Genomic DNA, 24,487 nt, shown 5'->3' with positions numbered 1-24,487 from the left:
GTCAGCGCACGCCCTGCTTGTTGTCGCCGAAGTTGGTGCCGCGGCGGATCTTCTTCTGCAGTTGCAGGATGCCGTAGACCAGCGCTTCGGCGGTCGGCGGGCAACCCGGCACGTAGATGTCGACCGGCACGATGCGGTCGCAGCCGCGCACCACGGAATACGAGTAGTGGTAGTAGCCGCCGCCGTTGGCGCAGCTGCCCATCGAGATCACCCACTTCGGGTCGGGCATCTGGTCGTAGACCTTGCGCAACGCCGGGGCCATCTTGTTGACCAGGGTGCCGGCCACGATCATCACGTCGGACTGGCGCGGCGACGGGCGGAACACCACGCCGTAGCGGTCAAGGTCCAGGCGCGCGGCGCCGGCATGCATCATCTCGACCGCGCAGCAGGCCAGGCCGAAGGTCATCGGCCACATCGAACCGGTACGCGCCCAGTTCCACAGCGTGTCGAGGTTGGTGGTGACGAAGCCCTGCTGCATCACCGGGTTCTGGTCTTCGGGCAACAGCAGGTCATCCAGCCGCCCTTCCGGCAGCGGGTTGTGCATCAGGCCCGAGACAGTCTGGATCACTCCCATTCGAGCGCGCCCTTCTTCCACACGTAGACGAAACCGATCACCAGCAGCGCGAGGAACACGCCCATTTCGATGAGCCCGAACACACCGAGCTCGCGGAACACCAGCGCCCATGGGAAGACGAAGGCGATTTCCAGATCGAAGACGATGAACAGGATGGCGATGAGGTAGTAGCGCACGTCGAACTGCATGCGCGCGTCCTCGAACGCGGCGAAACCGCATTCGTACGGCGAGAGCTTCTCGACGGAGGGGCGCTGGGGGCCGAGCAGGCGGCCCACTACCAGCAGGGCGACGCCGATGCCGCCGGCGACGATCAGGAACAGCAGGGTCGGCAGGTATTCGGCCAGCACTCGCGTTCTCTCGGCTGATGCCGCTTGCTGAAGCGGCGTTGGCTCGGCATCTGGGTGCCGTTGTTGCTTACGCTGAAGGGGCCGCACGCAGTGCGAACCCCTTCAGAAGTTTGGTGCCCAAGGGGGGACTCGAACCCCCACGACCTAAGTCGCTACCACCTCAAGGTAGTGCGTCTACCAATTCCGCCACCTGGGCTTGAAAAACGTCCGGCCTTCCCGACCGTTCCGCCCGCCGCCAAAACATCGACGCCGACCGGCACCCGGCTACTCCATGCCGGGCTTGAAAGATGCATATGGTACCGCGTTTACCCGGTTTAACCGCCAGAGGCGGGCTGTGCCGGAGCTGGCTGCTGCTGCGTGGCCGGCTCGGGATTCGCCGGCGCCGCGCTGTTTGCCGGCGCCGCGGGAACCGTCGTGGCCGGAGCCGGAGCGGTCGGAACCGTGGCGCTGCCCGGAGCGGGCGCTGCCGGGGCTGCCGGGACTTCCGACATCAAGCCGCCCTGCTCGGCCGCTGCCGGTCCGCTGGCGGCCCGGTTGCCGTTGCTGGCGTTCCAGGCCATGAACAGGCTGATGACGAAGAAGGCAATGGCCAGCCACTTGGTCGACTTCGACAGGAAGTTCGAAGCGCCGCGCGAGCCAAACACCGTGCCCGACGCGCCCGAGCCGAAACCCGAGCCCGCCTGCGCACCCGCGCCGCGCTGCATCAGGATCAGCGCGATCATCGCGATCGCGATCAGCACATAGATGACGTTGAGGAACAACAGCATCGTGGGGGAATCCGAAAAGTTATGCCGCCGAAGCGACAATGGCGTTGAAGTCGGCGGCGACCAGCGAGGCCCCACCCACCAGGCCGCCATCGACGTCGGGCTGCGAGAACAGCGCGGCGGCATTGTCGGCCTTCACGCTTCCGCCGTACAGGATCGGTAGCGAGCCAGCGATTCTAGCATCGTATTGCGCGATTTCGCCACGGATGAATGCGTGGACCTCCTGCGCCTGTTCCGGCGTGGCGGTCCTGCCGGTACCGATCGCCCAGACCGGTTCGTACGCGATGATCGCGCCCTGCACCGCCGCGGCGCCGTGTTCGAGGATCGGGGCCAGTTGCTCCTGCAGGCGCCATTCCATCTGCCCGCTCTCGCGCTCGCCCAGGGTTTCGCCGACGCACAGGATCGGCACCAGCCCGGCGGCCTTGGCGGCGAAGAACTTGCGCGCCACCGCCTCGCTGCTCTCGTGGTGGTGCTGGCGACGCTCGGAATGGCCGACCAGGCCGTAGCGCGCACCGACATCGACCAGCATCGCGGCCGACACCTCGCCGGTGTAGGCGCCCTTCTGGTTCGCACTGACGTCCTGCGCGCCGAACTGCAGGCCGCGCCCCTGGTAGCGTTCGACCAGCTCGCCCACGTACGGCAGCGGCGGCAGGATGATGCGCTCCACCCCGGCCGGCGCGTTCTCGGCGGCAACGGCATCGAGGAGCTCGAGGGCGAACTTGCGATCGCCGTGCAACTTCCAGTTTCCGGCGACGATCTTGCGGCGCATGGGCAAACCTCGAATACGAAAGGCGCGCAGTTTACCGCGCCGCGACTCATTCCTCAGCCCATGGGCTGCCAGAATAGGCGCGCCACCACTGCCGGCTGCCGCATGAAACCTGGCTCCCCCGCCCCGCGACTTCCCATCCTGCCGTATCGCAAACCGACCGAAGGCCGCGACTACTGGATCCTGGACAACGCGCTGTCGAACGCCGATGAAGTACGCGCGCGACTGCTGGCACGCACCGACTGGTACGAAGGCTATCCGCACAAACCCGAGAGCTGGCCCGGCCTGCGCGCGATGCCAGCGCTGGAGCCGGCCGAGCTTACGCACCTGGAAGACTGGGTGAAGAAATCCACCGGCGCGGCAAAGCTGTGGGTCGAAACCGCCGCTGACGGCGCCACGCTCAACCACAACTGCGTGCAGGTGGTCGGTTACAACGAATGCGAACCGCGCCCGCATACCGATTCGCGCGCCTTGTGCCGTTATGCCGCCGTGCTGTACCTCAATCCGGGCGTCCCCGACGACTGCGGCACCAGCTTCTATCGGCAGCGACTGCCGGGCGGCCAGCGTGGCGGCAATATCGTGCAACCTCCGCACAACAATCTGGTGGAGGCACTGGGGACGCGCTTTGTCGCAGAAGGCTCCTTCGCGGAGGACGTCGCGATCCCGTACCGCTACAACCGCCTGCTGGTGTATCGCGCCAACCTGATCCACAGCGCGACGGGCTACTGGGGCCAGACACTTGAGAAGAAGCGGATGGCCGCGGTGTTTTTCTGGATGGCGTGACAACTGACCTTGCAGAGCCACCCCTACTCGGCTGCGCTTCTGCTCCAACCAATCAGCAGCAGCCGAGCTCGGCTCTGGCGGGAAGCGGTGGGCCGTCCCGCATCAGCAGGCGTTACTTGAGCTTGATTTCCGCCAGACGTTCTTCCAGGTAGCCGTGCGCGGTGATGGCTTCCGGATAGCGGCTGGGATTGTCGGGGGTGATGCACGACGGCAGCACGTCGATCAGGAAATCCGGATTCGGGTGCAGGAAGAACGGGGTGGAATAACGCGGCTGGCGCGCCTTGTCGCCCGGCGGGTTCACCACGCGGTGCGTCGTCGACGGATACACGTGGTTGGTCAGGCGCTGCAGCATGTCGCCGATGTTGACCACGATGGTGTCGGCGTCGGCGGTGAACGGCACCCACTCGCCCTTGCGCGACTTCACCTCAAGCCCTTCCGAGCTCGCACCGACCAGCAGCGTGATCAGGTTGATGTCCTCGTGGGCGCCGGCACGGACGTTGGGAATGTCGCCGGTGGTGATCGGCGGGTAATGGATCGGACGCAGGATCGAATTGCCGAAGTCGGTCTTGTCGGCGAAATAGCGCTCCGGCAGGCCGATGTGCAGCGCCAACGCACTGAGCACGCGCGAACCCAGTACATCGAGCGCCTGGTACAGCCCGTAGGCCAGTTCGTGGAACTCCGGGAGTTCTTCCGGCCACAGGTTCGGCGGCATCACCGCGGCGTGCCTGGAGTCGCGCGGAATCTCGCGGCCGACGTGCCAGAACTCCTTCAAATCGAAGTACTTGGAGTCCTTCGCGGTCTCGATGCCGAACGGTGTGTAGCCGCGCGCGCCGCCGCCGCCGGGGACGTGGTACTTGCGCTTGACCTCCTCCGGCAGCGCGAAGAAGCGCTTGAACACGTCGTAGGAACCGTCGATCAATGCCTGCGGGATGCCGTGGTTGCGGATGCCGGCGAATCCCCACTCGCGGTAGGCCGCACCGAGTTCGGCGACGAACGCCTCGCGGTCGGTGTCGAATCGACGGATGTCGAGGGTCGGGATCTGGCTCATGGGTCGGCTGTTCTGTGCGGATGGAGTGGCTGTGCCGGAACGGTGGCGACGAGGGCTTCAGGCCGCCGCTGCGCGCACGGCGGTGGCGAGGTTGTCGAGGATGGAATCGACCAGTGCCGCATCGTCGGCCTCGACCGTGACCCGCACCACCGGCTCGGTGCCGGAGGGGCGCAGGAACGCGCGACCGCGCCCGGCCACGGCGGCCTGGGCGTCGGCAAGGGCCGCCAGCACCGAGGGCGCCTCTGCGGGCTTGGCCGCGCCCACGGCGTAGCGCACGTTCACCGTCTTCTGCGGGACGCGCTCGAGCCCCTGCAAGGCCGCCTGCAGGGAGATGCCGTTGCGACGCAGCACCTCCAGCACCTGCAGCGCGCTGACGATGCCGTCGCCGGTGCCGCTGCGGTCCAGGCACAGCATGTGGCCCGAGGCTTCGCCGCCGAGGACGCCGCCGTGGCTGACGAGCTGCTGGTGCACGTAGCGGTCGCCCACCTTGGCGCGGACGAAGCCGATGCCCTCGCGCGCCAGCGCGCGCTCCAGGCCGTAGTTGGTCATGAGCGTGCCGACCACCGGGCCGGCCAGGCGGCCGCTCTGCTTCCAGTCGAGCGCGAGCACGTACAGCAGGTCGTCGCCGTCGCAGACGTTGCCGTCGCCATCGACGAACATCACCCGGTCGCCATCGCCGTCGAAGGCGATGCCCAGGTCGGCGCCGGTTTCACGGACGCGCGCGGCGAGGGTTTCCGGATGGGTGGAACCGACGCCGTCGTTGATGTTGAGGCCGCTGGGATCCACGCCGATCGCATCGACGCGCGCGCCCAGTTCGCGCAGCACCAGCGGGCCGAGCTGGTAGGTCGCGCCGTTCGCGCAATCCATGGCGATGCGCATGCCGCCCAGGTCGAACCCCTTGGGCACCGAGCCCTTGCAGTGTTCGATGTAGCGACCCAGCGCGTCGCGGGTGCGCAACGCCTTGCCGAGCTGCTCCGACGGGACCGTGCGGAACGGCTGGTCCAGCGCGGCCTCGATCGCCAGTTCGGTGGCGTCGTCGAGCTTCTCGCCTTCGGCGGAGAAGAACTTGATGCCGTTGTCGTAGTGCGGGTTGTGCGAGGCGGAAATAACGATGCCGCCGTCGGCGCGCATCGAATGGGTGAGGTGCGCGACGGCCGGCGTCGGCATCGGCCCCATCAGCTGCACGTCGACACCGGCCGCGACCAGACCGGCTTCCAGCGCGGCTTCGAACATATAGTTCGAGATGCGCGTGTCCTTGCCGATGATGACCTGCGGCTTGCGCCAGTCGCGGCGGCCTTCGTAGGCCTTGGTCAGGGCGTGGCCGTAGGCATTGCCCAGGCGCAGGACGAAGTCGGCGGAGATCGGGCCGTCGCCGACCCGGCCGCGGATGCCGTCGGTGCCGAAGTAACGGCGGCTCAAGCGGCGACCTCGCTGTCGTCCTGCGGCTCCGGCTGCTTCATCATCAGCGCCAGCAGGTGGGCCAGGCGGTCGCGCATTTCACGGCGGTCGCAGATCTGGTCGACGGCGCCGTGATCGACGAGGAACTCGGAACGCTGGAAGCCTTCCGGCAGCTTCTCGCGCACGGTCTGCTCGATCACGCGCGGACCGGCGAAGCCGATCAGGGCTTCCGGCTCGGCCAGGTTGATGTCGCCGAGCATCGCGAACGACGCGGACACGCCGCCGGTGGTCGGATGCGTCATCACCGAGATGTACGGCAGGCCCTTGGCGCGCAGGCGCGCGAGCGCCGCGGAGGTCTTGGCCATCTGCATCAGCGAGAACAGGCTTTCCTGCATGCGCGCGCCGCCGCTGGCGGAGAAGCACACGAAGGGGCAGCCGATGTCGGCCGCGCGTTCGGCCGCGAGGGTGAAGCGCTCACCGACGACCGAACCCATCGAGCCGCCCATGTAGGCGAAGTCGAACGACGCGGCGACCAGGTCGCGGTCCTTCAGCTTGCCCTGCATGGCGACCAGCGCGTCGCGCTCGCCGGTGGACTTCTGCGCCGCCTTGATGCGGTCGGAATACTTCTTCTGGTCCTTGAACTTCAGCACGTCGACCGGGCCGAGCGCGGCGCCGATCTCGCTGGTGGTGTCAGGATCGAAGAGCGAGGCCAGTCGCGCGCGGGCGCGGATCGGCATGTGGAAGTTGCACTTCGGGCAGACCTCGAGGTTCTCCTCGAGCTCGGGGCGGTACAGCACGACGCCGCAGCGGTCGCACTTCTCCCAGAGGCCCTCGGGCACGCTGCGGCGCTTGGCCGCGCCGGATTCGGTCCGGATGCCGGAGGGCATGAGTTTCTTCAGCCAGGACATGCGTTGGTCGTTCCCCTGCAAGGCGCTAATGGCGAACGATCAGTTTAGCGCGAGCGGGGTCCGCCCCGCCCGTGGGCGGTCCCGGGCACGGGTTTAGTGTGGTGAACGTCGCGAAACCGGCGTCCGGGCTAGGCGTCGAGCGCCTCGCGCAGCGGGCGCAGGAAGGCCGAGGCCGCCGCGACCGGGTCGGCGCTGCCGTCCAGGGCCGCGACCAGCGCGCTGCCGACCACCACGCCGTCAGCCTCCCGCGCCATCGCCCGCGCCGAGGCGGCGTCCTTGATGCCGAAGCCGGCGGCCACCGGGACCGGGCTGCGGGCCCGGATCGCCTGCAGGCGATCGGTGGCGGCCGCGGTGTCCAGACGGTCGGCGCCGGTCACGCCGGCGAAGCTGACGTAGTAGAGGTAGCCGCTGGCTTGGGCGCCCAATGTCGCCAGCCGCGCATCGCTGGTGGTCGGCGCGGCGAGCAGGATCAACGCCAGCCCGTGCGTTGCGAAGGCGGCGCGATAGTCCGCGGCTTCTTCCGGCGGCAGGTCGACCAGCAGCACCCCGTCGACACCCGCAGCAACGGCTTCGCGGGCGAAACGCTCGGCGCCACGGACCTCGACCGGGTTGAGGTAGCCCATCAGCACGACCGGCGTGGCGGCATCGCCGGCACGGAAGGCGCGCACGCACTCGAGCACGTAGGCGAGGCCCGCACCGCGCGCGAGCGCGCGCTCGGAGCTGCGCTGGATCGTCGGACCGTCGGCCATCGGATCGGAGAACGGCACGCCCAGTTCGATGACGTCGGCGCCGGCCGCGGCCAGCGCGTGCATCACCGGAACGGTGGCCTCGAGCGAAGGGTCGCCGGCCGTGATGAACGGGATCAGGGCCTTGCGGTTGGCGGCCTTGAGTCGGGCGAAGCGGGTGTCGATGCGGGTCATTGATCCTGTCATCCCGGGCGAAGCAAGGGATCTGCTTTGGTCTGATGTCGGCGAAGCTAGAAGGTGATGCCTTCGCGCCCGGCGATCGTGTGCACGTCCTTGTCGCCGCGACCGGACAGGTTGCACAGCACGATGGCGTCCTTCGGCAGTTCGCGCGCCAGCTTGGTCGCCTGCGCGATCGCGTGGCTGGATTCGAGCGCGGGCAGGATGCCCTCGGTGCGCGCGAGCTGGTGGAACGCCGCCAGTGCTTCGTCGTCGGTGACGCCAACGTACTCGGCGCGGCCGCTGTCCTTCAGGAAGGCGTGCTCTGGGCCGACGCCCGGGTAATCCAGTCCCGCCGACACCGAGTGCGTCTCGATGATCTGGCCGTCGTCGTCGCACAGCACGTAGGTGCGGTTGCCGTGCAGCACGCCTGGCCGCCCGGCGGCGAGCGACGCGGCGTGGTGGCCGGTGGCGATGCCCTCGCCCGCCGCTTCGGCGCCGACCAGGCGCACGCCGCGGTCGTTGAGGAAGGCATGGAACACGCCGATCGCGTTGCTGCCGCCGCCGACGCAGGCGGTCACCGCGTCGGGCAGGCGCCCGTATTCGGCCAACATCTGCGCGCGCGCTTCGCGCCCGACCACGGCGTTGAAGTCGCGGACCATGCGCGGATACGGATCCGGGCCGGCCACCGTGCCGATGATGTAGAAGGTGTCGTGCACGTTGGTCACCCAGTCGCGCATCGCCTCGTTGAGCGCGTCCTTGAGCGTGGCCGAGCCGCTGGTCACCGGCACCACCGTCGCGCCCAGCAGCTTCATCCGGTAGACGTTGATTTTCTGGCGCTCGATGTCGGTCGCACCCATGTAGACCACGCACTCCAAGCCCAGGCGCGCGGCGACCGTCGCCGAGGCAACACCATGCTGGCCGGCGCCGGTCTCGGCGATGATCCGGGTCTTGCCCATGCGGCTGGCGAGCAGCGCCTGGCCGATGGTGTTGTTGATCTTGTGCGCGCCGGTGTGGTTCAGGTCCTCGCGCTTGAGCAGGATGCGCGCGCCGCCGACTTCGCGGCTCAGGCGCTCCGCGTGATAGATCGGGCTGGGCCGGCCGACGTAATGGGCCAGGTCGTCCTCGAAGGCGGCGATGAAGGCGGGATCCACCCGCGCTTCGTCGTAGGCGCGGGCCAGTTGCTCCAACGGGCCGATCAGGGTCTCGGCGACGAACCGGCCGCCGAACCGGCCGAAATGGCCCGCGGCGTCGGGATAGGCGTGGAAGTCCTGGATCGGGGCGGAAGTCATCTCGGCAGCCTCTGGCAACGACTTCACTTTATCGCGCCGGCCCACCTCTCCGAAGCGATAAGATCTCGACATCCTGTCAGGAAAAGTCACAGATATGAGCCGCGACCTGCCGCCACTGAACGCCCTGCGCGCCTTCGAGGCCGTGGCCCGCCTGGACAGCGTGAGCCGCGCGGCGCAGGAGCTGCACGTGACCCACGGGGCGATCAGCCGGCAGTTGCGGGTGCTGGAGGACGCGGCCGGCACGGCGCTGTTCGCGCGCCAGGGCCGCGGGCTGGTGCTGACGGCCGCGGGGCGGCGCCTGTACGAAGCGGCCGACGCGGCGTTCGCACCCCTGCGTAGTGGTTGGACGGAGTTGCAACAGCGATCGGCGCACGCGCCGCTGGTCCTGGGCTGCCCGGGCAGCGTGCTGGCACGCTGGGTCATTCCCCGACTGGAACGCCTGTCCCGCGAACAGCCCGAGCTGAAGCTGCACCTGTCGGCCAGCGACTCCATCCCGGACGCGGGGTTGAGTGGACTGGACGCCGCGCTGTTGATCGCGCAGGCACCGTGGCCGCCGGAATGGCAGGTGCATGCGCTGGCCCCTGAACGCATCGGCCCCGTCGTCAGTCCGCGGTTTGCCGGTTTCGAACGGGTGCGTTCCGCGCCGCCCGAGGTCCTGCTCGAACTGCCCTTGCTGCACACCGCCTCGCGGCCGCAGGCCTGGGGCGACTGGGCGGGCCGCGCCGGCCTGGACGCGGGCGCGCTGCGCCTGGGCACCGGCTTCGAACACCTCTACTACCTGCTGGAAGCCACCGAAGCCGGGCTCGGCGTGGCGATCGCACCGGAACCGCTGGTCGCCGAAGATATCGCCGCGGGGCGACTGGTTGCGCCCTGGGGCTTCGTCGCCACCCAGGCGCAGTGGGTGCTGTGCGCATCCAGGCGTCGGGAGGACCGGCGCATCGCGAAGCTGGCGTCGTGGCTGCGGGACGCGCTCGCCGACGCGCACTGAGCGCTTACAGCGCGTGGCAGTCCGCGCGCCGCACTTCCTCGACGAAGCGGCGCATGAGGTCGCCGTCCTTGATCCCGGGCGACAACTCGATGCCACTGGACACGTCCACGCCCCAGGGTCGGGTGACGACGACCGCATCGAAGACGTTCGCGGCACTGAGGCCGCCGGCGAGCAGCCACGGCTTGCCCGGATCCTGTGGAATCCTGGCCCAGTCGAAGGTCTCGCCGCTGCCGCCCTCGCCGCCCGGCGCGTGGCTGTCGAACAGAAAGCCGGCGGCACCGGGAAACCGTGCGCGCAGCGGCAGCGTCGATTCGTCGTCGCCGCCCATCGCGATCGCCTTCAAGTAGGGCACGCCGAAGCCGCGGCAGAAGGCGTCGTCCTCGCTGCCATGGAACTGCAGCAGGCTCGGGCGCATGTGCCGCACGATCTCGCGCACCTCTTCCTGCGTGTTGTCCTTGAACAACGCGACCGAATCGACGAAGGGCGCCAGCGCGCTGCGCATCGCCCGCGCCTCTTCCGCCTCGACCCGGCGCCTGCTCTGGTGCGCAAACACGAATCCGACGGCGTCCACGCCCAGCTCGCTGGCGAGGCGGACGTCGCCGGCGCGGGTCACGCCACAGAACTTGATGCGGGTACGGAAATAGTTTGGCTTCACGGTCCACTCACAGGCGACGGCCACTCACAGGCGGATGTGCGCGGGCAGGCCGAACCGCTCGACGACCTCGGCGGGATAGCGCGGGCCGAGGAACACCAGCCCACTCGACGGCGCCGTCGGCCCGGCCTTGGTGCGGTCGCGCCCGGCAAGGAGTTCGGCGATCCAGCCTTCCGGCGCATCGCCGCGCCCGACCACCAGCAAGCTTCCGACAATGTTGCGCACCATGTGGTGAAGGAAGGCATTGGCCTGCACTTCCACCGTCACCACGTCGCCGTCACGCGACACGCGGATGTCCTGCAGCTCGCGGCGCGCGTGCGGCGCCTGGCAATGCACGGTGCGGAACGCGGAGAAATCGTTCTCGCCCAGCAGCGCCTGCGCGGCGCGATGCATCGCATCGGTATCGAGGCGGCGGCGCTCCCAGGTCAGCACGTGGCGGTTGAGCGCAGGGCGGATCGTGCGGTTGAGGATCGAATAGCGATAACGCCGCGCGCGCGCCGAGAACCGCGCATGGAATTCGTCCGTCACCGGCACGCACCACAGCGCGCCCATCGCCGGCGGCAGCTTGCTGGTGGTGCCCAGCACCCAGCCGCGCGGATCGCGCACGACCGGACTGTCGAAATGGACGACCTGCCCGGCCGCATGCACGCCGGCATCGGTGCGCCCGGCGCAGATGGTTTCGATCGGCGCGCCGGCGACGAACGACAGCGCGTCTTCCAGCACCGATTGCAGGGTCAGGTAGCCCTCGGGATCGCTTTCGCCGTGCTTGCTCAGGCGCTGCCAGCCGCTGAATTCGCTGCCGTCGTACTCGATGCCCATCGCATAGCGCTGCGCGGTGGGCACTGGAGTCGTGGCGGGGTCAGGTGCGTGCGACATGCGTTCGATGGTGCCGCGCGGGCGGCATGTTCAGTCCGGAAAAACGTGCTGGCCCCGCATCGCGCGGGGCCAGTGGGGTGGCGTGCCGAACCCGGTTCGGCCGCGTGGCGTCATTCGAGTTCGCGCAGCATCCGCTGCGCCTGCTGGCGCGCGACATGGTCGCCGTTGATGACGATCTCCCCCAGCAGTTGCCGCGCACCGGCGAGGTCGCCGAGGTCGAGGTAGGCGCGTGCCAGTTCCAGCCGCTCGTGGGCCGCTTGCGTCGCCGGGTCCAGCAGGTCGCGCTGCGCGTTGCCGGTGTGCCAGGCCGGAACGGCGCGCAGTTGCGGCTCGACCCGCGGCTCGGGAGTGCGCGGTTCGGGGGCACGCGGTTCAGAAGCGCGGTGTTCCGGCGCGCGCGGCGCCGCAGCGACGACCGCCGGGGCCGTTTCGGGCGCGTCTTCCGCCGCGGCAGCCTCTGCGTCGGCGCGCGGCGCGAAGGCATCGGCGATCGAAGGCGTTGCCGCGGCCACGGGCGCGCGGAAGCTCGGCTTCGCGGCATCGCGACGGCGCATGAACCACGCAATCAGTCCGCCCAGCACCAGCGCACCGCCGATGCCGATCGCCCACGGCATCGCCGAGGCCTGGGGCTGCTGCTTCTGCGCGTCGGCCAGGCGCTGCTGCGCGGCGGCCAGCTCGCTGTCCTTCATCGAGATCAGCTGCTGCTGTTGCTGTTGCAGCTTCTCCAGCTCGGCCACGCGGGTCTTGAGCTCCTGCGTTTCCGCCTCGCGCGCGGCGAGGGTTTCCTTGGTCTGGGTCAGTTCCTGCTGCAGCATCGCGCCCTCGCCTCCGGCGCTGAAGCCGGACTGTGTGCCCGCCTTGGTCGCATCGCTGGCGCCCGGCGGAACGATTTCCAGCCGTGCATCGGCAACGCGCTTGGAAGATTGAGTGGAAGCCGTCGAGGACGACCGACCTTGCGCCGACTTCGGCACGGAGGCCACGTCGGCATCCGCCGGCTGCGGCGCGGCGCGGCGCGCGGCGCGCCATTCCTGGATCTGGCTGTGGACGATCGCGCTGGCCTGCTGCGCATCGAGCTCGGTCATCGCCGCGCCGCTCGGCACGCGCAACACCGCGCCGGCCTTGAGGCGGTTGATGTTGCCGTCGATGAAGGCCTCGGGATTCGCGCGCAGCAGCGCGACCATGGTCTGGTCGAGCGAGCCCGCGCCGCCCGCGCGCGCCGCGATCGTGGACAAGGTGTCGCCGGCGCGTACTTCGTAGTCGCTGCCATCGAGGGCCGGGCGCGAGATCGGCGTGGCGGTGGCGACCTGCGGCGGCGGTTCGGTCGGCGCAATGGCCGTGCGTTCCTGCGGCGTCGCTTCGGCGGCCGGCGCGGGAGTCGCCGTTGCCTGCGCCGCTGCGGTGTCTCCGGCGGCTGCTTCGGCCGGGGTGGCCGGGGTTTCGGCGGCGACGGCGGTTTCGACCGGGCGCTCGATGACCGCGGGCGCGGCCACGGTCGGCGCGGCGATTTCGGGCTGCAACGGTGCGGACACGGTGCGCGGCGCATCGACCAGCGCCGAATACTCGCGCACCAGCCGGCCCTGCCCCCAGTCGACTTCGACCAGGAAGGTCAGCAGCGGCTCGCTCACCGGCTGGGTGCTGGTGACGCGGATGATCGGGTTGCCGCGCGCGTCGAGCGCCTGGGTGAACTGCAGGTCGGCGATGATGCCGATCGGCGGCCGCAGGCCGATGCGGGCGAAGGTCTCCGGCGAGGCCAGGCCGGCCTGGAGCTGTTCGAGTTCGGAGGGGTCGCCGGTGACGATCGGGATCTCGGCCACGAAGGGCTGCCCGACTTTCGACTTCACCTCGATCTGGCCGAGGCCCAGCGCGGACGCGCTGAAGCTGGCGGAAGCCGCCAGCAGCGCCAATACGGTTCCCGCGATTCGTTTCACGACCGGCCTCACGCCACTCCCCTGCGCGACTCTAGCCCCCAGTGCAGGCGGTTTGCAATGAAGCTGCTGCAAATGATTGAGCGGGTTCAGGTTTTTTCTGCGCCCCGACCGCCCCTCATCCGCCCTTCCCCTCAACGGGCTGGCGCCCGTTTCGACCTTCTCCCCGCTGGCGGGGAGAAGGAGAGAAATGACGGGCCTCAACCCTCGGCGATCACCAATTCCGCCAGCTGCACGGCGTTGGTCGCCGCGCCCTTGCGGATGTTGTCGGATACCACCCACAGGTCGAGGCCGCGCGGGTGCGAGACGTCCTCGCGCAGGCGACCGACGAAGACCGGGTCGTTGCCGGACGCGTGGGTGACCGGGGTCGGGTAACCACCGGCCTTGCGTTCGTCGACCAGCACCAGGCCGGGCTGCGCGGCCAGCAGTTCGCGCGCCTTTTCGACACTGATCTTCTCGCGGGTCTCGATGTGCACGGCCTCGGAGTGGCCGTAGAACACCGGCACGCGCACCACCGTGGCGTTCACCTGGATGTTGTCGTCGCCGAGGATCTTGCGGGTCTCGGTGAGCAGCTTCCATTCCTCGGTGGTGTAGCCGTTGTCGAGGAAGTCGCCGCCGTGCGGGATCACGTTGAAGGCGATCTGCACCGGGTAGACCTTGGGCTCGATCTCGCGGAAGTTGAGCAGGTCGGCGGTCTGCTTGCCCAGTTCCGCCATCGCCTTGGCACCGGTACCGGAGACCGACTGGTAGGTGGCGATATTGATGCGTTCGATGCCCACGGCACGGTGGATCGGCGCCAGCGCGACCATCAGCTGCATGGTCGAGCAGTTCGGGTTGGCGATGATGCCGCGCGGGCGGTTCTTCGCGGCTTCCGGGTTCACTTCCGACACCACCAGCGGCACGTCGGCATCGCCGCGGAAGGTCGAGGAGTTGTCGATGACGACGGCGCCGGCCGCCGCGAACTTCGGCGCGTATTCCTTCGACACCGAGCCGCCGGCCGAGAACAGGGCGATGTCGACGCCGGTCGGGTCGAACGTGGCGAGGTCCTCGACGACCAGCTGGCGCGCGCCGAAGTCGACCTTGCTGCCGGCCGAGCGCTCGCTCGCCAATACGTGCAGCTTGCCGATCGGGAACTGGCGTTCGGCCAGCACCTTCAGCATGGTTTCGCCGACAGCGCCGGTGGCGCCGACTACGGCAACGGTATAGGTCTTGCTCATTGTCTCGGTGTTCCTGTGAGGTGGCGGCCGGCGGCGAGTGGAATTGTGCGCCTTGCCGGTCGCGGAATTGGGCTGTCGGGCGAAACGGACGCGCGGCGCGGCTGCAACAGGGGCTTCCCGGACCCGGTCCCGGGAGGCGGCAAGCAACCGGCCGCTATCGTTTTTTTACGTCCAGTTTTTTTACGTCCAGTTTTTCTGCGTCCGGCTTCTTGCCGGTCACTTTTGCCGGAATGCGCGGAGCCACCTCGCCCACGTCGCCGCACTGCGCGCGATGGCGCAACGCCTGGTCCATCAGCACGAGGGCGACCATGGCCTCGCAGATCGGGGTCGCGCGGATGCCCACGCAGGGATCGTGGCGGCCGGTGGTCACCACTTCGACGGCATGGCCGGCGGTATCCAGGCTCTGCACCGGCAGGCGCAGGCTCGAGGTCGGCTTGAACGCGGTGGACACGCGCAGCGCCTGCCCCGTGCTGATGCCGCCGAGGATGCCGCCGGCGTGGTTGCTGAGGAAACCGTCCGCGCTGATCTCGTCGCGGTGGTGGCTGCCCTTCTGTGCGACGGAAGCAAACCCGTCGCCGATCTCAACGCCCTTCACCGCGTTGATCGACATCAGCGCCGCGGCCAGTTCGCCGTCGAGCTTGCCGTAGATCGGTTCGCCCCAGCCCGGCGGCAGGCCTTCGGCGACCACGTCCACGCGCGCGCCGACCGAATCGCCGGACTTGCGCAGCGCGTCCATGTAGCTTTCCAGCGCGTCGACCTGGGCCGCGTCGGGCCAGAAGAACGGATTGGACTCCACCACCGTCCAGTCGATGGTGTCCGCATCGAACGCGCCCGGCGTGACGTCGCCGATCTGCGACAGGCAGCCGCGCACCTGCACGCCGTGGCGCTCGGCCAGCCACTTCTTGGCGATGACGGCCGCTGCGACGCGCATCGTGGTCTCGCGCGCGCTGGAGCGCCCACCGCCGCGCGGATCGCGGATGCCGTACTTCTGCCAGTAGGTGTAGTCGGCGTGGCCGGGGCGGAACTGCGCGGCGATGTCCGCGTAGTCCTTGCTGCGCGCATCGGTGTTGCGGATCAGCAGCGCGATCGGGGTGCCGGTGGTGACGCCCTCGTACACGCCGCTGAGGATCTCGACCTCATCCGCCTCGCGCCGCGCCGAGGTATGCCGGGTCTTGCCGGTGGCGCGGCGCTCCAGGTCGTGGCGGAACTCTTCCGGCGCGATGGCGATGCCCGGGGGGCAGCCGTCGATCACGCAGCCGATCGCCGGACCGTGGCTCTCGCCGAAGGTCGTCACTGCGAACAGCTTGCCAAAGGTGTTGCTGGCCACGGGGATCCTGAGGCCGTCTTCCGGCGCGCAGAGGGGTGGGTTAAGGCCTTGAAATATACGGGAAACCGAGCGAGCGCGGGCGACGCGGGCTTATGCGATGTCGCGATACCGATGCAACGGCAACTCGCTGCGCTCGTCCCCTCATCTGCCCTTCGGGCATCTTCTCCCCGCTTGCGGGGAGAAGGTGGCGCAAAGCGCCGGATGAGGGGAGGCGAGCGCAGCGAGTCGCTTCTAAAACACCCCACTCATCTAAAACACCCCAATCAGCCGCGCGCGTCGGCGAGCTGCTTGATCCGCGCGTGGTGCTCCACCAGGTCGTGGCGTTCGACCACGAAGATGCCCATCTGCCCGACCTTGAACTCCACCCACGCCATCGGCAGCTCCGGCAGCAGCGCCGCCAGCGCGTGCTCGGCCTCGCCGACTTCGCAGATCAGCAGGCCGTGCTCGCTCAGGTGCGCGGGCGCGTCGCGCAGGATCTTCAGTGCCAGGTCGAGGCCGTCGTCGCCGGCGCGCAGGCCCAGTTCGGGCTCGAAGGAGTATTCCTTCGGCAGCGCATCGGTCTCGTCGTTGGTGACGTACGGCGGGTTGGTGACGATCAGGTCGTAGACCTGGCCCTGCAGGTCGTTGAAGAGGTCCGACTTGCGCAGGGTGACGTTGCCGGCCTGCAGGCGTTCCTTGTTCTCGGTCGCCAGCGACAGCGCCTCGTCGTTGATGTCGACGCCGTCGACCTGCCAGTTCGGGTGGTAGTGGCCGGTGGCGATGGCGATGCAACCCGAGCCGGTGCACAGGTCGAGCACGCGCTCGACCTCGCGCCCGCCCAGCCAGGGCTCGAAGCCGGCCAGGATCAGCTCGGCGATCGGCGAACGCGGCACCAGCGCGCGGGTATCGCTCTTGAAGCTCAGCCCGGCGAACCAGGCCTCGCCGGTCAGGTACGCCGCCGGGATGCGCTCGTTGACGCGGCGCTCGAACAGCGCCAGCACCTTGGCCTGCTCCGCGGCGGTCACCCGCGCGGCGCCGTAGACCGGGCTGAGGTCGTGCGGCAGGTGCAGCGCGTGCAGGACCAGCTGGGTGGCTTCGTCCAGCGCGTTGTCGTAGCTGTGGCCGAAGGTCAGGCCGGCCTCGTTGAAGCGGCTGCCGCCGTAGCGGATCAGGTCGATGACGGAGACCTGTGCGAACGCCACGTCTTTGAAGCGGGAAGATTCGGCAGCCACGGCACGGTTCACGACGAAAGGGGCGGCAATTATACGGGCCCCGTTCCCATGCGGCCCCGCCCCCGCGGATGCCGGGAATTTCCGCCGTTCCGCGGCGAAGGCAGCGCACCATCCGCCCGGCGAGCCGGCGAAACCCGGTGCCCCCGGTATCATGGCGGCGATTTTTCGAAGGAACGCGCATGTTCAACCGCACTACCGTCTACGTCCTGGTCGCCGCCCTCGCGGCCGCGCTGGGCCTGCTGGCCGCCCGGGCCTGGTTCGACCATTCCCCGGCCGCGGCGCGCCCCGCGCTGAAGGCCGCCCGCCTGTTCGATCCGCCGCGCGAGCTGCCGGCCTTCTCGCTGCGCCAGTCCGACGGCACGCCGCTGGTGCCGGGCGAACTCAAGGGCCACTGGACCGTGGTGTTCCTGGGCTTCACCCATTGCCCCGACGTGTGCCCGACCACGCTCGCGCAGCTCGCCGGCGCGCAGAAGCAGTGGGCCACGCTGCCGGAAGCGAGCCGCCCGCGCGTGCTGTTCGTGTCGGTCGATCCGGAACGCGACACGCCGGACCTGATCGGCGAGTACGCCCACGCCTTCCACCGCGACACGCTGGCCGCGACCGCGGACGTGCCGGCGCTGGAAACGTTCGCGCGTTCGCTGAGCATGGTGTTCGCGAAGGTGCCGGCGCCCGAAGGCGTCGCCGCCGACCAGTACACGATGGACCACAGCGCCTCGCTCGCCGTGCTCGACCCGCAGGGCAGGCTGACCGGCTTCATCCAGCCGCCGTTCGACCCCAAGGACATCGCCGCCGACATGGCCGCACTGAGCGAGGCCGCGCCGTGAGCCCGATCACCGCCCTCACCTACGTCCTGCCGCACCGGTTCCTGTCGTCGCTGGCGCGCAGGCTCGCCTATTCGCGCAACCGCGCGGTCAAGCAGTGGCTGATCGACACGGTGACGCGCAAGTTCGGCGTCAACCTGGCCGAAGCCGCGAATCCGGACCCGACCAGCTATGCCACGTTCAATGCCTTCTTCACCCGCGCGCTGAAGCCGGGCGCGCGCGTCGCCGATCCGGATCCCCGCGCGCTGCTGATGCCCGCCGACGGCAAGATCAGCGAATGCGGCCACATCGGCCGCGCCGACGAAGGCGTGCTGCACGAGGACGCCGGCCACATCTTCCAGGCCAAGGGCCACGGCTTCACCACCGCGGAGCTGCTCGGCGACGAGGACGCCGCGCGCGCCTTCGATGGCGGCGTCTACGCCACCGTGTATCTCTCCCCGAAGGATTACCACCGCGTGCACATGCCGTGGACCGGCACGCTGCGCGAAACCGTGCACGTGCCGGGACGGCTTTTCAGCGTCGGGCCGGACGCGGTCGGCTCGGTATCGAAGCTGTTCGCCCGCAACGAACGCCTGGTGTGCCACTTCGACACCGACTTCGGGCCGATGGCGCTGGTGATGGTCGGCGCGCTGCTGGTGTCGGGCGTGGAGACGGTCTGGAGCGGCGTCGAGATCCCGGCCTACGGCGGCCCCGTCACGGTGAAGGACTATCGTTCGGGTGACAGCAGCGGCCAGCCCATCGTGCTGGAGCGTTTCGCCGAAATGGCGCGCTTCAACTACGGCTCCACGGTCATCGTGCTGCTGCCCAAGGGCGTGGCCGAACTGGATCCGAAGTTGCGCGCGCAATTGCCGGTGCAGCTGGGCGAGCGGTTGGCCCTGCGGGGCTGAGCAAACCGTCAGCGAGCAGACGAAAAAGGCGGCCAATGGCCGCCTTTTTCCTTGCGCGCATTCTTCAGCGCGAGCGTACGGACAAGCCGATCAGCAGCTGCGCGATCCAGTAGGTCACCAGGACGAGGACGATCGCCGCCGGCACCGGCGCCACGAAGCGGTCGATCGCCAGCGTGGCATCCGAGGCAACGAAGAACGCCCCGCCCAGCGCCGCAAGCGCACTGCCGCGATCACGCAACAGGGCCCACACGGCCGCTGCCTGCGCCGCCATCGCTGCGAGCAGCAGTACGTAGATCGCCACCGGTGGCCGCAGCTCGCCCGGCAGGTGCGGCCACAGCACCATCGAAACGCCCAACGCGACGACGGCATACACGGCAAACGGCCAGCGCTTGGCGAACAGCGGGGCGCGGCTGCAGAACGCGACCAGGTACGCGACGTGCGCGAACAGGAAGCTCGCCAGCCCGAACACGAACCAGTCCGGCCCCTGCGGTGCCGGCGGCAACATCAGGAAGACGTCACCCAGCGTCGACAGCAGCAAGCCGACCAGCACCGCGCTCCGATAGCGCCCGCGGCACCACGATGCCCGCAACACCATCGCCGCGACCAGCAGGGTCGCCAGCGGCTTGCAGGCGTAGTGCAGCCCGCGCAGGTCGGGCGCGATGGCGCCTGCAATCGCGAGCAATGCCACCACGGTCACGGCCGCCATCCACCTGCCCTCGCCCGATCGCGAGGGCGCCATCGTCTGCGCCACCATTCCCGTCCCCTTTTGTTGTCGCGCCCGTTGTCGGGGCGCCTGTCTCGTGGCGGCTTATTCGCCGCAGCCGTCCAGCTTCAGCTTCTGCCCGGGCCGGATGGCGAAGCGCGGCCCCTTGATCTTGTTCACCTTGGCCAGGTCGCCGGTATCGCATTGGAACTTCTGCGCGATCGCGGTCAGCGTTTCGCCGCGCTGCACGCGATAGTCGCGCGGGCGCTTGGGCTTGCTCGGCTTGGCGGGCTTGGCCTGTTCGCGCGCCGTGGTATCCGTTGCCTCGTCCTCCTGCGAGGCCGCCTCGGCGCCCATGTCGACCGTAGTCACCGGCCCCATGCGCACGATGGCGGTAGTCGGGTCGCTCAGCACCAGCGTGCGTGCCAGCTCTGCGCGCGCGCCGGTGGTGCACCAGCGGTTGTAGAGGCCGACGATGCGGGTGGTCGCATTGAGCGTCGTCCCTGCGGGCAACCAGCTTTCCGCCTTGTAGCGCGGATTGAGGTTGCGCAGCGCGCGCATGTAGCCGTCGCGCTCGCCGCGATTGCCAAGGCAGATGGTGAGCTGGTAGATCGAGCTGGGTTGCGCCAGGCGCAGCGGCGCCGGCTTGGCATCCACGCGAGGGAAGCTCAGGCCGTACTCGCGCGGATGCAGGAACAGCCACGCCGCGGCGATCACCATCGGCACGTAGTCCTGGGTTTCCGAGGGAAACTGGTTGTAGACGTCGGCTTCCCAGAAGTTGCGCCCGCCGCTGCCCTGGTAGACGCGCAACGCGCGTCCCTCGCCACCGTTGTAGGCGGCCAGCGCCAGCTCAATGCTGCGGTTCAACTGCCCCATGCGCTCGTTGAGGTATTCGGCGCTGGCTTCCGCCGCGCTGCGCGGGTCGTAACGCGTATCGAAGCCGGTGCCGTCGTCGCCCAGGCCGAAGCGGCGTCCGGTCGCGTACATGAACTGCATCGGCCCGGCGGCGCCGGCGCGCGAGGTCGAATGCACCTTGCCGTTGGATTCCTTGGCCATGATGCCGAACAGCAGCGCCTCGGGCAGGCCCGCGCGCTCGTACTGCGGCCACATCAGGTGGCGCATGTACTGGTAGTTCTCGTAACTGCTGATCAGCGGACCGCGCATGTCGGTCAGCCAGCGGCGGATGCCGGCCTGTACCGCCGGATTGAACTGCACCATCTTGTCGAAGCGGTGGTCGTCGGCGAGCAGGTGCGCCGCACGCGCCGCTTCCGGCACGTCGGCGGCGAGCGGACTGGCGTGGTCGTCGCCCTCGTCCTCGCCTTCCGGCACGTCCGCTTCCGCGTCGGCATTGAGCTTGAGCAGGCGCTTGTAGGCCGTGAGCATCGTGGGCACCGAACACCCGCGTTGCTTCATGCACTGCGCGATCACATCCTCCATGTCCTCCAGCGCCGCATCGCTCTGCTTCTGCCCCTCCGGGTCGGCGTTGCCGATCATCACCATCGCGTCGCGGTAGCGGGCCTCGGCGGCCTGCATGCGCTGGTTGAGCGCATCGACGCTGGCCTGGTCGCGGCGCGAGAGCGCGGCGGCATTGCTGGAGATCGCCGCAAGCACGGCCACGGCGAAAAGGGATCGGAACATCTGCGGCATGGAGAAGGAATGCGTGGAGGTCTGGGGAGGGTATGCCCGCGACGGGCGCGACGGCAATGGCGGATTTGCGCGGAAACACGATCGACACATCGCGGATTCAGGCGATCGCGTGGCGGCTTCCCGCCACCAGGAGACCTGGTGCCCGCCGTGGTTGGTGTGCGCGACACGGCGAAAGTTCGACGCTGGCATAGAATCCCCTCCAACTTCGCTAAGGACCCACCCATGGCAGACAACGCGATCCTCATCGGCAAGGCGGTCACCGCGCCCGATTCCCTGCCCGAGACCCACGGCCAGGTGTTCCTGCAGGGCCGCCTGGGCAATCGCCACGGCCTGGTTGCCGGCGCGACCGGTACGGGCAAGACGGTCACGCTGATGACGATCGCCGAAGGCTTCTCGCGCATGGGCGTGCCGATCTTCCTCGCCGACGTGAAGGGCGACGTCGCCGGGCTCGCGGTCCCCGGCACCTCGAACGACAAGCTGCAGGCGCGCATCCAGGAAATCGGCATCGCCGATTACGCCAACGAAGCCAACCCGGTGGTGTTCTGGGACCTGTTCGGCAAGAACGGCCACCCGATCCGCACCACGGTGAGCGAGATGGGCCCGACCCTGCTCGCACGCATCCTCGAACTCAACGATACGCAGTCCGGCGTGCTCGATATCGTCTTCAAGCTCGCCGACGACCGCGGCCTGCTGCTGCTCGACCTGGAGGACCTGCGCGCCCTGCTCGGCCTGGTCGCCGCGGAGCGCAAGGACATCTCCACTTCCTACGGCCTGGTCAGCGCGCAGTCGATCGGCGCGATCCAGCGCTCGCTGCTGCGCCTGGAGCAGGAGGGCGGCGAGATGTTCTTCGGCGAACCCGCGCTGGAACTCGCCGACCTCATGCGCACGACCACCAACGGTCGCGGCATGGTCAACGTGCTCGCCTCGGAACAGCTGATCCTGAAGCCGCGGCTGTACTCGTCCTTCCTGCTGTGGCTGCTGTCGGAACTGTTCGAGCAGTTGCCGGAAGTCGGCGACCTCGACAAGCCCAAGCTGGTGTTCGTGTTCGACGAAGCGCACCTGCTGTTCGACGATGCGCCGGCGGCGCTGCAGCAGCGCGTCGAACAGGTCGTTCGCATCATCCGTTCCAAGGGCGTGGGCGTGTACTTCTGCTCGCAGTTCCCGGACGACGTGCCCGACGACATCCTCGGCCAGCTCGGCAACCGCGTGCAGCACGCGTTGCGCGCATTCACCCCGCGCGACCAGAAGGCGGTGAAGACCGCGGCGGAAACCTTCGTCGCCAATCCCAAGTTGGACGTCGCCGAGGCGATCTCCAAGCTCGGCACCGGCGAAGCGCTGGTGTCGACGCTGCAGGACAAGGGCGTGCCGATGCCGGTGGAACGCACGCTGGTCGCGCCGCCGCGCTGCCGCATGGGTGCGATCACCGAGGCCGAACGCGCGCAGGTGCGCGCCGGCAGTCCGGTCGGGGCGAAGTACGACCAGTCCATCGATCGCGAATCCGCGGCCGAAATGCTGATGAAGAAGGCCGAAGTCGCCACCGAGCAGGCCAAGGCCCCACCCGCGAAGACGCGCGAACAGGACGACGCGGAAGAAGGTGGCTTTGGCCAGTCGGTGAAGGACGCGGTGTTCGGCACCAAGCGCCGCCAGGGCATGGTCGAAACCATGGCCAAGCAGACCGCGCGTACGGTCGGCAACCAGATCGGCCGGCAGATCCTGCGCGGGCTGCTCGGCGGCATCTTCGGCGGCCGCCGCTGATCGAACGCGACCGCATCTGCTGCACTGCAGGTTGACCCGCCGCGGGCGTTGCACTCGAATGCGCGCTCCGCGCCTGGGCAACGCGCTCACTCAACAGGGAGTCTCACGAATGAATCGCAAGTTGCTGCTTCTTGCCGTGCTGTCCACCATCGCCGTTGCCGCGTGCAAGCCGGAGCAGCCGCCCGCGGAAGCCGCCATGCCGGCCGCCACCGCGGAGCCGGTCGCGCCCGTGGCCGTCGAATCCGCGCCTGCGGCCGCGCCGGCCGATGTCCCCTTCGACACCAAGGGCTTCGCCGGCGTATTCACCGGCACCCTGCCCTGCGCCGATTGCCCCGGCATCGACACCCGCGTCGCGCTGAACCGCGACGGCACTTACCAGATCGAGGAAACCTACCAGGGCAAGCCCGAGCGCTTTTCCGGCGACGGCACCTGGACCGCGGAAGAAAACGGCAAGCGCGTGCGCCTGGACCCGAACTCCAAGAGCCAGGAGGACCGTCTGTTCGCGGTCGCTTCGCCGGAGCAGATCGACCAGCTCGACACGGCGGGCAACGCGATCGAGACCACGATGCCGCATTCGCTCAAGCGCTCGGGCGCGGTCACGCAGTAAGCGGCGCGCCGCGGCTTCGCGGCTTCATCAGGTTTTTGCGCAAACCGAAGGCAGCCCGCCACAATGGGCTGCCTTCTTCGTTCTGGAACCACCATGGGTCGCTGGCGTCCGCCCGCCGAGAAAAGTACGGCCTTGATCACCCGCGAAGGCCACGCGCGGCTGAAGGCCGAGCTCGACGAGCTGTGGCGCGTGCGCCGGCCGGAGGTGGTGAAGGCACTCGCCGCGGCCGCCGCCGAGGGCGACCGCTCGGAGAACGCCGAGTACACGTATCGCAAGAAGCAGCTCGGCGAGATCGACCGCCGCGTCCGCTACCTGTCCAAGCGACTGGAAGTGCTGCGCGTCGTCGGTGAAGCGCCCAGCGACCGCGAAGCGGTGTTCTTCGGCGCGATCGTGGAAGTCGAGGACGTGGTGAGCGGCGACACCCATCGCTACCGCATCGTCGGCCCGGACGAGACCGACGCGAAACTCGGCCACATCAGCATCGACTCGCCGCTGGCGCGCGCCATGCTCAAGAAGCGCCTGGACGACGAATTCGAGGCGCAGCTGCCCGGCGGCATGCAGCGCTTCGTGATCATCGAAGTGGATTACGCGGGGAGCTAGCGCTCGCGCGGCCCCTCGTCGCTGCGATCACGGCGGGCGAGCTGTTCGTACTCCTCGCGCAGGCGGTCGAGTTCGCCTTCCTCGCGCTCCTCCAGGTCCATCAACCGGTTGTGCGCGCCGCGCGTGGCGCGGATCAGCTCGTCCAGTTTGAGCTGCATCGCCTCGGTGTCGCGGTTCTGCGTGTTCTGGATCAGGAACACCATGAGGAAGGTGACGATGGTGGTGCCAGTGTTGATCACCAGCTGCCAGGTGTTGCTGAAACCGAACAACGGCCCGGTGATGGCCCACGCCGCGACCACGAGCAGGGCCAGGCCGAAACAAAGGGGTCGCCCGGAGAATCGCGACGCGGCCTTGGCGAGATGGGTGAACATGGTGTTGGACTGCTGCATGTTGCGCGCTCCGGCGTGGCGACCGATGCGGCGAGTATGCCCAGCCTCGCGTGCAGACACGATCCGGCATCGATGGCCGGGACGGATTCAAACCCGCACG

25 protein-coding genes and 1 tRNA gene are annotated in these 24,487 nt (G+C 68.8%); 7 read left to right on the top strand and 19 right to left on the bottom strand.

Annotated features, from left to right (window positions below; translation table 11 throughout):
* Nucleotide 1: 1 nt before the first annotated feature.
* From H8B22_RS13040 to tpiA, 5 genes are all read right to left on the bottom strand, one after another.
* Nucleotides 2-574, bottom strand: coding sequence for a NuoB/complex I 20 kDa subunit family protein (locus H8B22_RS13040; protein ID WP_187711829.1), 573 nt, complete (start codon nucleotides 572-574; stop codon nucleotides 2-4).
* Nucleotides 565-921 carry an NADH-quinone oxidoreductase subunit A gene (locus H8B22_RS13035; protein ID WP_187711828.1) on the bottom strand — a complete coding sequence of 119 codons (357 nt, stop codon included), beginning with the start codon at nucleotides 919-921 and terminating at the stop codon, nucleotides 565-567. Before H8B22_RS13035 ends, H8B22_RS13040 begins: the two co-directional genes overlap by 10 nt.
* 111 nt (nucleotides 922-1,032) lie before the next feature.
* Nucleotides 1,033-1,117, bottom strand: a tRNA-Leu gene (locus tag H8B22_RS13030).
* A 118-nt stretch (nucleotides 1,118-1,235) separates the two neighbouring features.
* Entirely contained in the window at nucleotides 1,236-1,688 is a 453-nt protein-coding gene (secG, locus tag H8B22_RS13025) for a preprotein translocase subunit SecG (RefSeq protein ID WP_187711827.1), read from the bottom strand.
* 19 nt (nucleotides 1,689-1,707) lie between these two features.
* On the bottom strand, nucleotides 1,708-2,454 hold the full coding sequence (gene tpiA / locus H8B22_RS13020; protein ID WP_187711826.1) for a triose-phosphate isomerase: 747 nt from the start codon (nucleotides 2,452-2,454) through the stop codon (nucleotides 1,708-1,710).
* A 102-nt stretch (nucleotides 2,455-2,556) separates the two neighbouring features.
* On the opposite strand from tpiA, the gene H8B22_RS13015 reads away from it, so the two are divergent.
* Nucleotides 2,557-3,234 carry a DUF6445 family protein gene (locus H8B22_RS13015; RefSeq protein ID WP_187711825.1) on the top strand — a complete coding sequence of 226 codons (678 nt, stop codon included), beginning with the start codon at nucleotides 2,557-2,559 and terminating at the stop codon, nucleotides 3,232-3,234.
* 112 nt (nucleotides 3,235-3,346) lie between these two features.
* Here H8B22_RS13015 and H8B22_RS13010 read toward each other — a convergent pair whose 3' ends face one another.
* From H8B22_RS13010 to trpB, 5 genes are all read right to left on the bottom strand, one after another.
* Entirely contained in the window at nucleotides 3,347-4,282 is a 936-nt protein-coding gene (locus tag H8B22_RS13010; protein ID WP_187711824.1) for an isopenicillin N synthase family dioxygenase, read from the bottom strand.
* Between the two features lie 57 nt (nucleotides 4,283-4,339).
* On the bottom strand, nucleotides 4,340-5,701 hold the full coding sequence (gene glmM / locus H8B22_RS13005) for a phosphoglucosamine mutase (protein WP_187711823.1): 1,362 nt from the start codon (nucleotides 5,699-5,701) through the stop codon (nucleotides 4,340-4,342).
* Nucleotides 5,698-6,588 carry an acetyl-CoA carboxylase, carboxyltransferase subunit beta gene (accD, locus tag H8B22_RS13000; RefSeq protein ID WP_187711822.1) on the bottom strand — a complete coding sequence of 297 codons (891 nt, stop codon included), beginning with the start codon at nucleotides 6,586-6,588 and terminating at the stop codon, nucleotides 5,698-5,700. The genes glmM and accD overlap by 4 nt, the downstream gene beginning before the upstream one ends.
* A 128-nt stretch (nucleotides 6,589-6,716) precedes the next feature.
* Nucleotides 6,717-7,508 carry a tryptophan synthase subunit alpha gene (gene trpA, locus H8B22_RS12995; RefSeq protein WP_187711821.1) on the bottom strand — a complete coding sequence of 264 codons (792 nt, stop codon included), beginning with the start codon at nucleotides 7,506-7,508 and terminating at the stop codon, nucleotides 6,717-6,719.
* A gap of 56 nt (nucleotides 7,509-7,564) precedes the next feature.
* A complete protein-coding gene (gene trpB / locus H8B22_RS12990) occupies nucleotides 7,565-8,782 on the bottom strand; it encodes a tryptophan synthase subunit beta (protein WP_187711820.1) in 1,218 nt (405 codons plus the stop codon).
* Nucleotides 8,783-8,876: 94 nt separating this feature from the next.
* On the opposite strand from trpB, the gene H8B22_RS12985 reads away from it, so the two are divergent.
* A complete protein-coding gene (locus tag H8B22_RS12985) occupies nucleotides 8,877-9,770 on the top strand; it encodes a LysR family transcriptional regulator (protein ID WP_187711819.1) in 894 nt (297 codons plus the stop codon).
* 4 nt (nucleotides 9,771-9,774) lie between these two features.
* Here H8B22_RS12985 and H8B22_RS12980 read toward each other — a convergent pair whose 3' ends face one another.
* The 6 genes from H8B22_RS12980 to prmB all read right to left on the bottom strand — a co-directional run bounded on the left by H8B22_RS12980 (nucleotide 9,775) and on the right by prmB (nucleotide 16,948).
* Entirely contained in the window at nucleotides 9,775-10,425 is a 651-nt protein-coding gene (locus tag H8B22_RS12980; protein ID WP_187711818.1) for a phosphoribosylanthranilate isomerase, read from the bottom strand.
* A gap of 24 nt (nucleotides 10,426-10,449) precedes the next feature.
* Complete coding sequence (gene truA, locus H8B22_RS12975; protein ID WP_187711817.1) at nucleotides 10,450-11,298, bottom strand: tRNA pseudouridine(38-40) synthase TruA; 849 nt, start codon at nucleotides 11,296-11,298, stop codon at nucleotides 10,450-10,452.
* A 110-nt stretch (nucleotides 11,299-11,408) separates the two neighbouring features.
* Nucleotides 11,409-13,226 (bottom strand): FimV/HubP family polar landmark protein, encoded by a 1,818-nt coding sequence (locus H8B22_RS12970; RefSeq protein WP_187711816.1) that lies wholly within the window; start codon nucleotides 13,224-13,226, stop codon nucleotides 11,409-11,411.
* Nucleotides 13,227-13,423: 197 nt separating this feature from the next.
* Complete coding sequence (locus tag H8B22_RS12965) at nucleotides 13,424-14,440, bottom strand: aspartate-semialdehyde dehydrogenase (RefSeq protein ID WP_187711815.1); 1,017 nt, start codon at nucleotides 14,438-14,440, stop codon at nucleotides 13,424-13,426.
* A gap of 154 nt (nucleotides 14,441-14,594) precedes the next feature.
* Nucleotides 14,595-15,767, bottom strand: coding sequence for a chorismate synthase (aroC, locus tag H8B22_RS12960; protein ID WP_187711814.1), 1,173 nt, complete (start codon nucleotides 15,765-15,767; stop codon nucleotides 14,595-14,597).
* Between the two features lie 263 nt (nucleotides 15,768-16,030).
* Nucleotides 16,031-16,948, bottom strand: coding sequence for a 50S ribosomal protein L3 N(5)-glutamine methyltransferase (gene prmB / locus H8B22_RS12955; protein ID WP_187713655.1), 918 nt, complete (start codon nucleotides 16,946-16,948; stop codon nucleotides 16,031-16,033).
* A gap of 209 nt (nucleotides 16,949-17,157) precedes the next feature.
* Between prmB and H8B22_RS12950 the strand changes: the two genes are divergently transcribed.
* Together H8B22_RS12950 and asd are read left to right on the top strand one after the other, a co-directional pair.
* Nucleotides 17,158-17,802: an SCO family protein gene (locus H8B22_RS12950; RefSeq protein ID WP_187711813.1), complete on the top strand. Its 645-nt coding sequence runs from the start codon at nucleotides 17,158-17,160 to the stop codon at nucleotides 17,800-17,802.
* Nucleotides 17,799-18,686 carry an archaetidylserine decarboxylase gene (gene asd / locus H8B22_RS12945; protein WP_187711812.1) on the top strand — a complete coding sequence of 296 codons (888 nt, stop codon included), beginning with the start codon at nucleotides 17,799-17,801 and terminating at the stop codon, nucleotides 18,684-18,686. Before H8B22_RS12950 ends, asd begins: the two co-directional genes overlap by 4 nt.
* A gap of 64 nt (nucleotides 18,687-18,750) precedes the next feature.
* On the opposite strand, the gene H8B22_RS12940 is transcribed toward asd, so the two are convergent.
* Nucleotides 18,751-19,392 (bottom strand): lysoplasmalogenase, encoded by a 642-nt coding sequence (locus H8B22_RS12940; protein ID WP_225876206.1) that lies wholly within the window; start codon nucleotides 19,390-19,392, stop codon nucleotides 18,751-18,753.
* Nucleotides 19,393-19,494: 102 nt separating this feature from the next.
* Entirely contained in the window at nucleotides 19,495-21,036 is a 1,542-nt protein-coding gene (locus H8B22_RS12935; RefSeq protein ID WP_187711811.1) for a transglycosylase SLT domain-containing protein, read from the bottom strand.
* A 222-nt stretch (nucleotides 21,037-21,258) separates the two neighbouring features.
* Here H8B22_RS12935 and H8B22_RS12930 point away from each other — a divergent pair, with 222 nt between their 5' ends.
* The 3 genes from H8B22_RS12930 (at nucleotide 21,259) to greB (ending at nucleotide 23,998) form a co-directional block, all read left to right on the top strand.
* The gene (locus H8B22_RS12930; protein ID WP_187711810.1) at nucleotides 21,259-22,791 is read left to right on the top strand and encodes a helicase HerA-like domain-containing protein; all 1,533 of its coding nucleotides are present in this window, start codon (nucleotides 21,259-21,261) and stop codon (nucleotides 22,789-22,791) included.
* Between the two features lie 109 nt (nucleotides 22,792-22,900).
* The gene (locus H8B22_RS12925; protein WP_187711809.1) at nucleotides 22,901-23,398 is read left to right on the top strand and encodes a copper resistance protein NlpE; all 498 of its coding nucleotides are present in this window, start codon (nucleotides 22,901-22,903) and stop codon (nucleotides 23,396-23,398) included.
* A gap of 93 nt (nucleotides 23,399-23,491) precedes the next feature.
* The gene (gene greB, locus H8B22_RS12920) at nucleotides 23,492-23,998 is read left to right on the top strand and encodes a transcription elongation factor GreB (protein WP_187711808.1); all 507 of its coding nucleotides are present in this window, start codon (nucleotides 23,492-23,494) and stop codon (nucleotides 23,996-23,998) included.
* Here greB and H8B22_RS12915 read toward each other — a convergent pair.
* Entirely contained in the window at nucleotides 23,995-24,387 is a 393-nt protein-coding gene (locus H8B22_RS12915) for a low affinity iron permease family protein (RefSeq protein WP_187711807.1), read from the bottom strand. The two genes, greB and H8B22_RS12915, sit on opposite strands and share 4 nt — an antisense overlap.
* Between the last annotated feature and the right edge of the window lie 100 nt (nucleotides 24,388-24,487).

Source organism: Lysobacter terrestris (assembly GCF_014489475.1).
GTDB lineage: Bacteria > Pseudomonadota > Gammaproteobacteria > Xanthomonadales > Xanthomonadaceae > Agrilutibacter > Agrilutibacter terrestris.
Note: the sequence above shows the minus strand (reverse complement) of the source record. Positions and strands in the feature narration are given on the sequence as shown.

Bases quoted from the DNA above. Each gene is read 5' to 3' on its own strand.
- H8B22_RS13040 (WP_187711829.1), bottom strand. From the start codon at position 574: ATGGGAGTGATCCAGACTGTCTCGGGCCTGATGCACAACCCGCTGCCG.
- secG (WP_187711827.1), bottom strand. From the start codon at position 1,688: ATGCTGTTGTTCCTCAACGTCATCTATGTGCTGATCGCGATCGCGATG.
- tpiA (WP_187711826.1), bottom strand. From the start codon at position 2,454: ATGCGCCGCAAGATCGTCGCCGGAAACTGGAAGTTGCACGGCGATCGC.
- H8B22_RS13015 (WP_187711825.1), top strand. From the start codon at position 2,557: ATGAAACCTGGCTCCCCCGCCCCGCGACTTCCCATCCTGCCGTATCGC.
- H8B22_RS13010 (WP_187711824.1), bottom strand. From the start codon at position 4,282: ATGAGCCAGATCCCGACCCTCGACATCCGTCGATTCGACACCGACCGC.
- accD (WP_187711822.1), bottom strand. From the start codon at position 6,588: ATGTCCTGGCTGAAGAAACTCATGCCCTCCGGCATCCGGACCGAATCC.
- trpA (WP_187711821.1), bottom strand. From the start codon at position 7,508: ATGACCCGCATCGACACCCGCTTCGCCCGACTCAAGGCCGCCAACCGC.
- trpB (WP_187711820.1), bottom strand. From the start codon at position 8,782: ATGACTTCCGCCCCGATCCAGGACTTCCACGCCTATCCCGACGCCGCG.
- H8B22_RS12985 (WP_187711819.1), top strand. From the start codon at position 8,877: ATGAGCCGCGACCTGCCGCCACTGAACGCCCTGCGCGCCTTCGAGGCC.
- truA (WP_187711817.1), bottom strand. From the start codon at position 11,298: ATGTCGCACGCACCTGACCCCGCCACGACTCCAGTGCCCACCGCGCAG.
- H8B22_RS12965 (WP_187711815.1), bottom strand. From the start codon at position 14,440: ATGAGCAAGACCTATACCGTTGCCGTAGTCGGCGCCACCGGCGCTGTC.
- H8B22_RS12950 (WP_187711813.1), top strand. From the start codon at position 17,158: ATGTTCAACCGCACTACCGTCTACGTCCTGGTCGCCGCCCTCGCGGCC.
- H8B22_RS12940 (WP_225876206.1), bottom strand. From the start codon at position 19,392: ATGGCGGCCGTGACCGTGGTGGCATTGCTCGCGATTGCAGGCGCCATC.
- H8B22_RS12935 (WP_187711811.1), bottom strand. From the start codon at position 21,036: ATGCCGCAGATGTTCCGATCCCTTTTCGCCGTGGCCGTGCTTGCGGCG.
- H8B22_RS12930 (WP_187711810.1), top strand. From the start codon at position 21,259: ATGGCAGACAACGCGATCCTCATCGGCAAGGCGGTCACCGCGCCCGAT.
- H8B22_RS12925 (WP_187711809.1), top strand. From the start codon at position 22,901: ATGAATCGCAAGTTGCTGCTTCTTGCCGTGCTGTCCACCATCGCCGTT.
- greB (WP_187711808.1), top strand. From the start codon at position 23,492: ATGGGTCGCTGGCGTCCGCCCGCCGAGAAAAGTACGGCCTTGATCACC.
- H8B22_RS12915 (WP_187711807.1), bottom strand. From the start codon at position 24,387: ATGCAGCAGTCCAACACCATGTTCACCCATCTCGCCAAGGCCGCGTCG.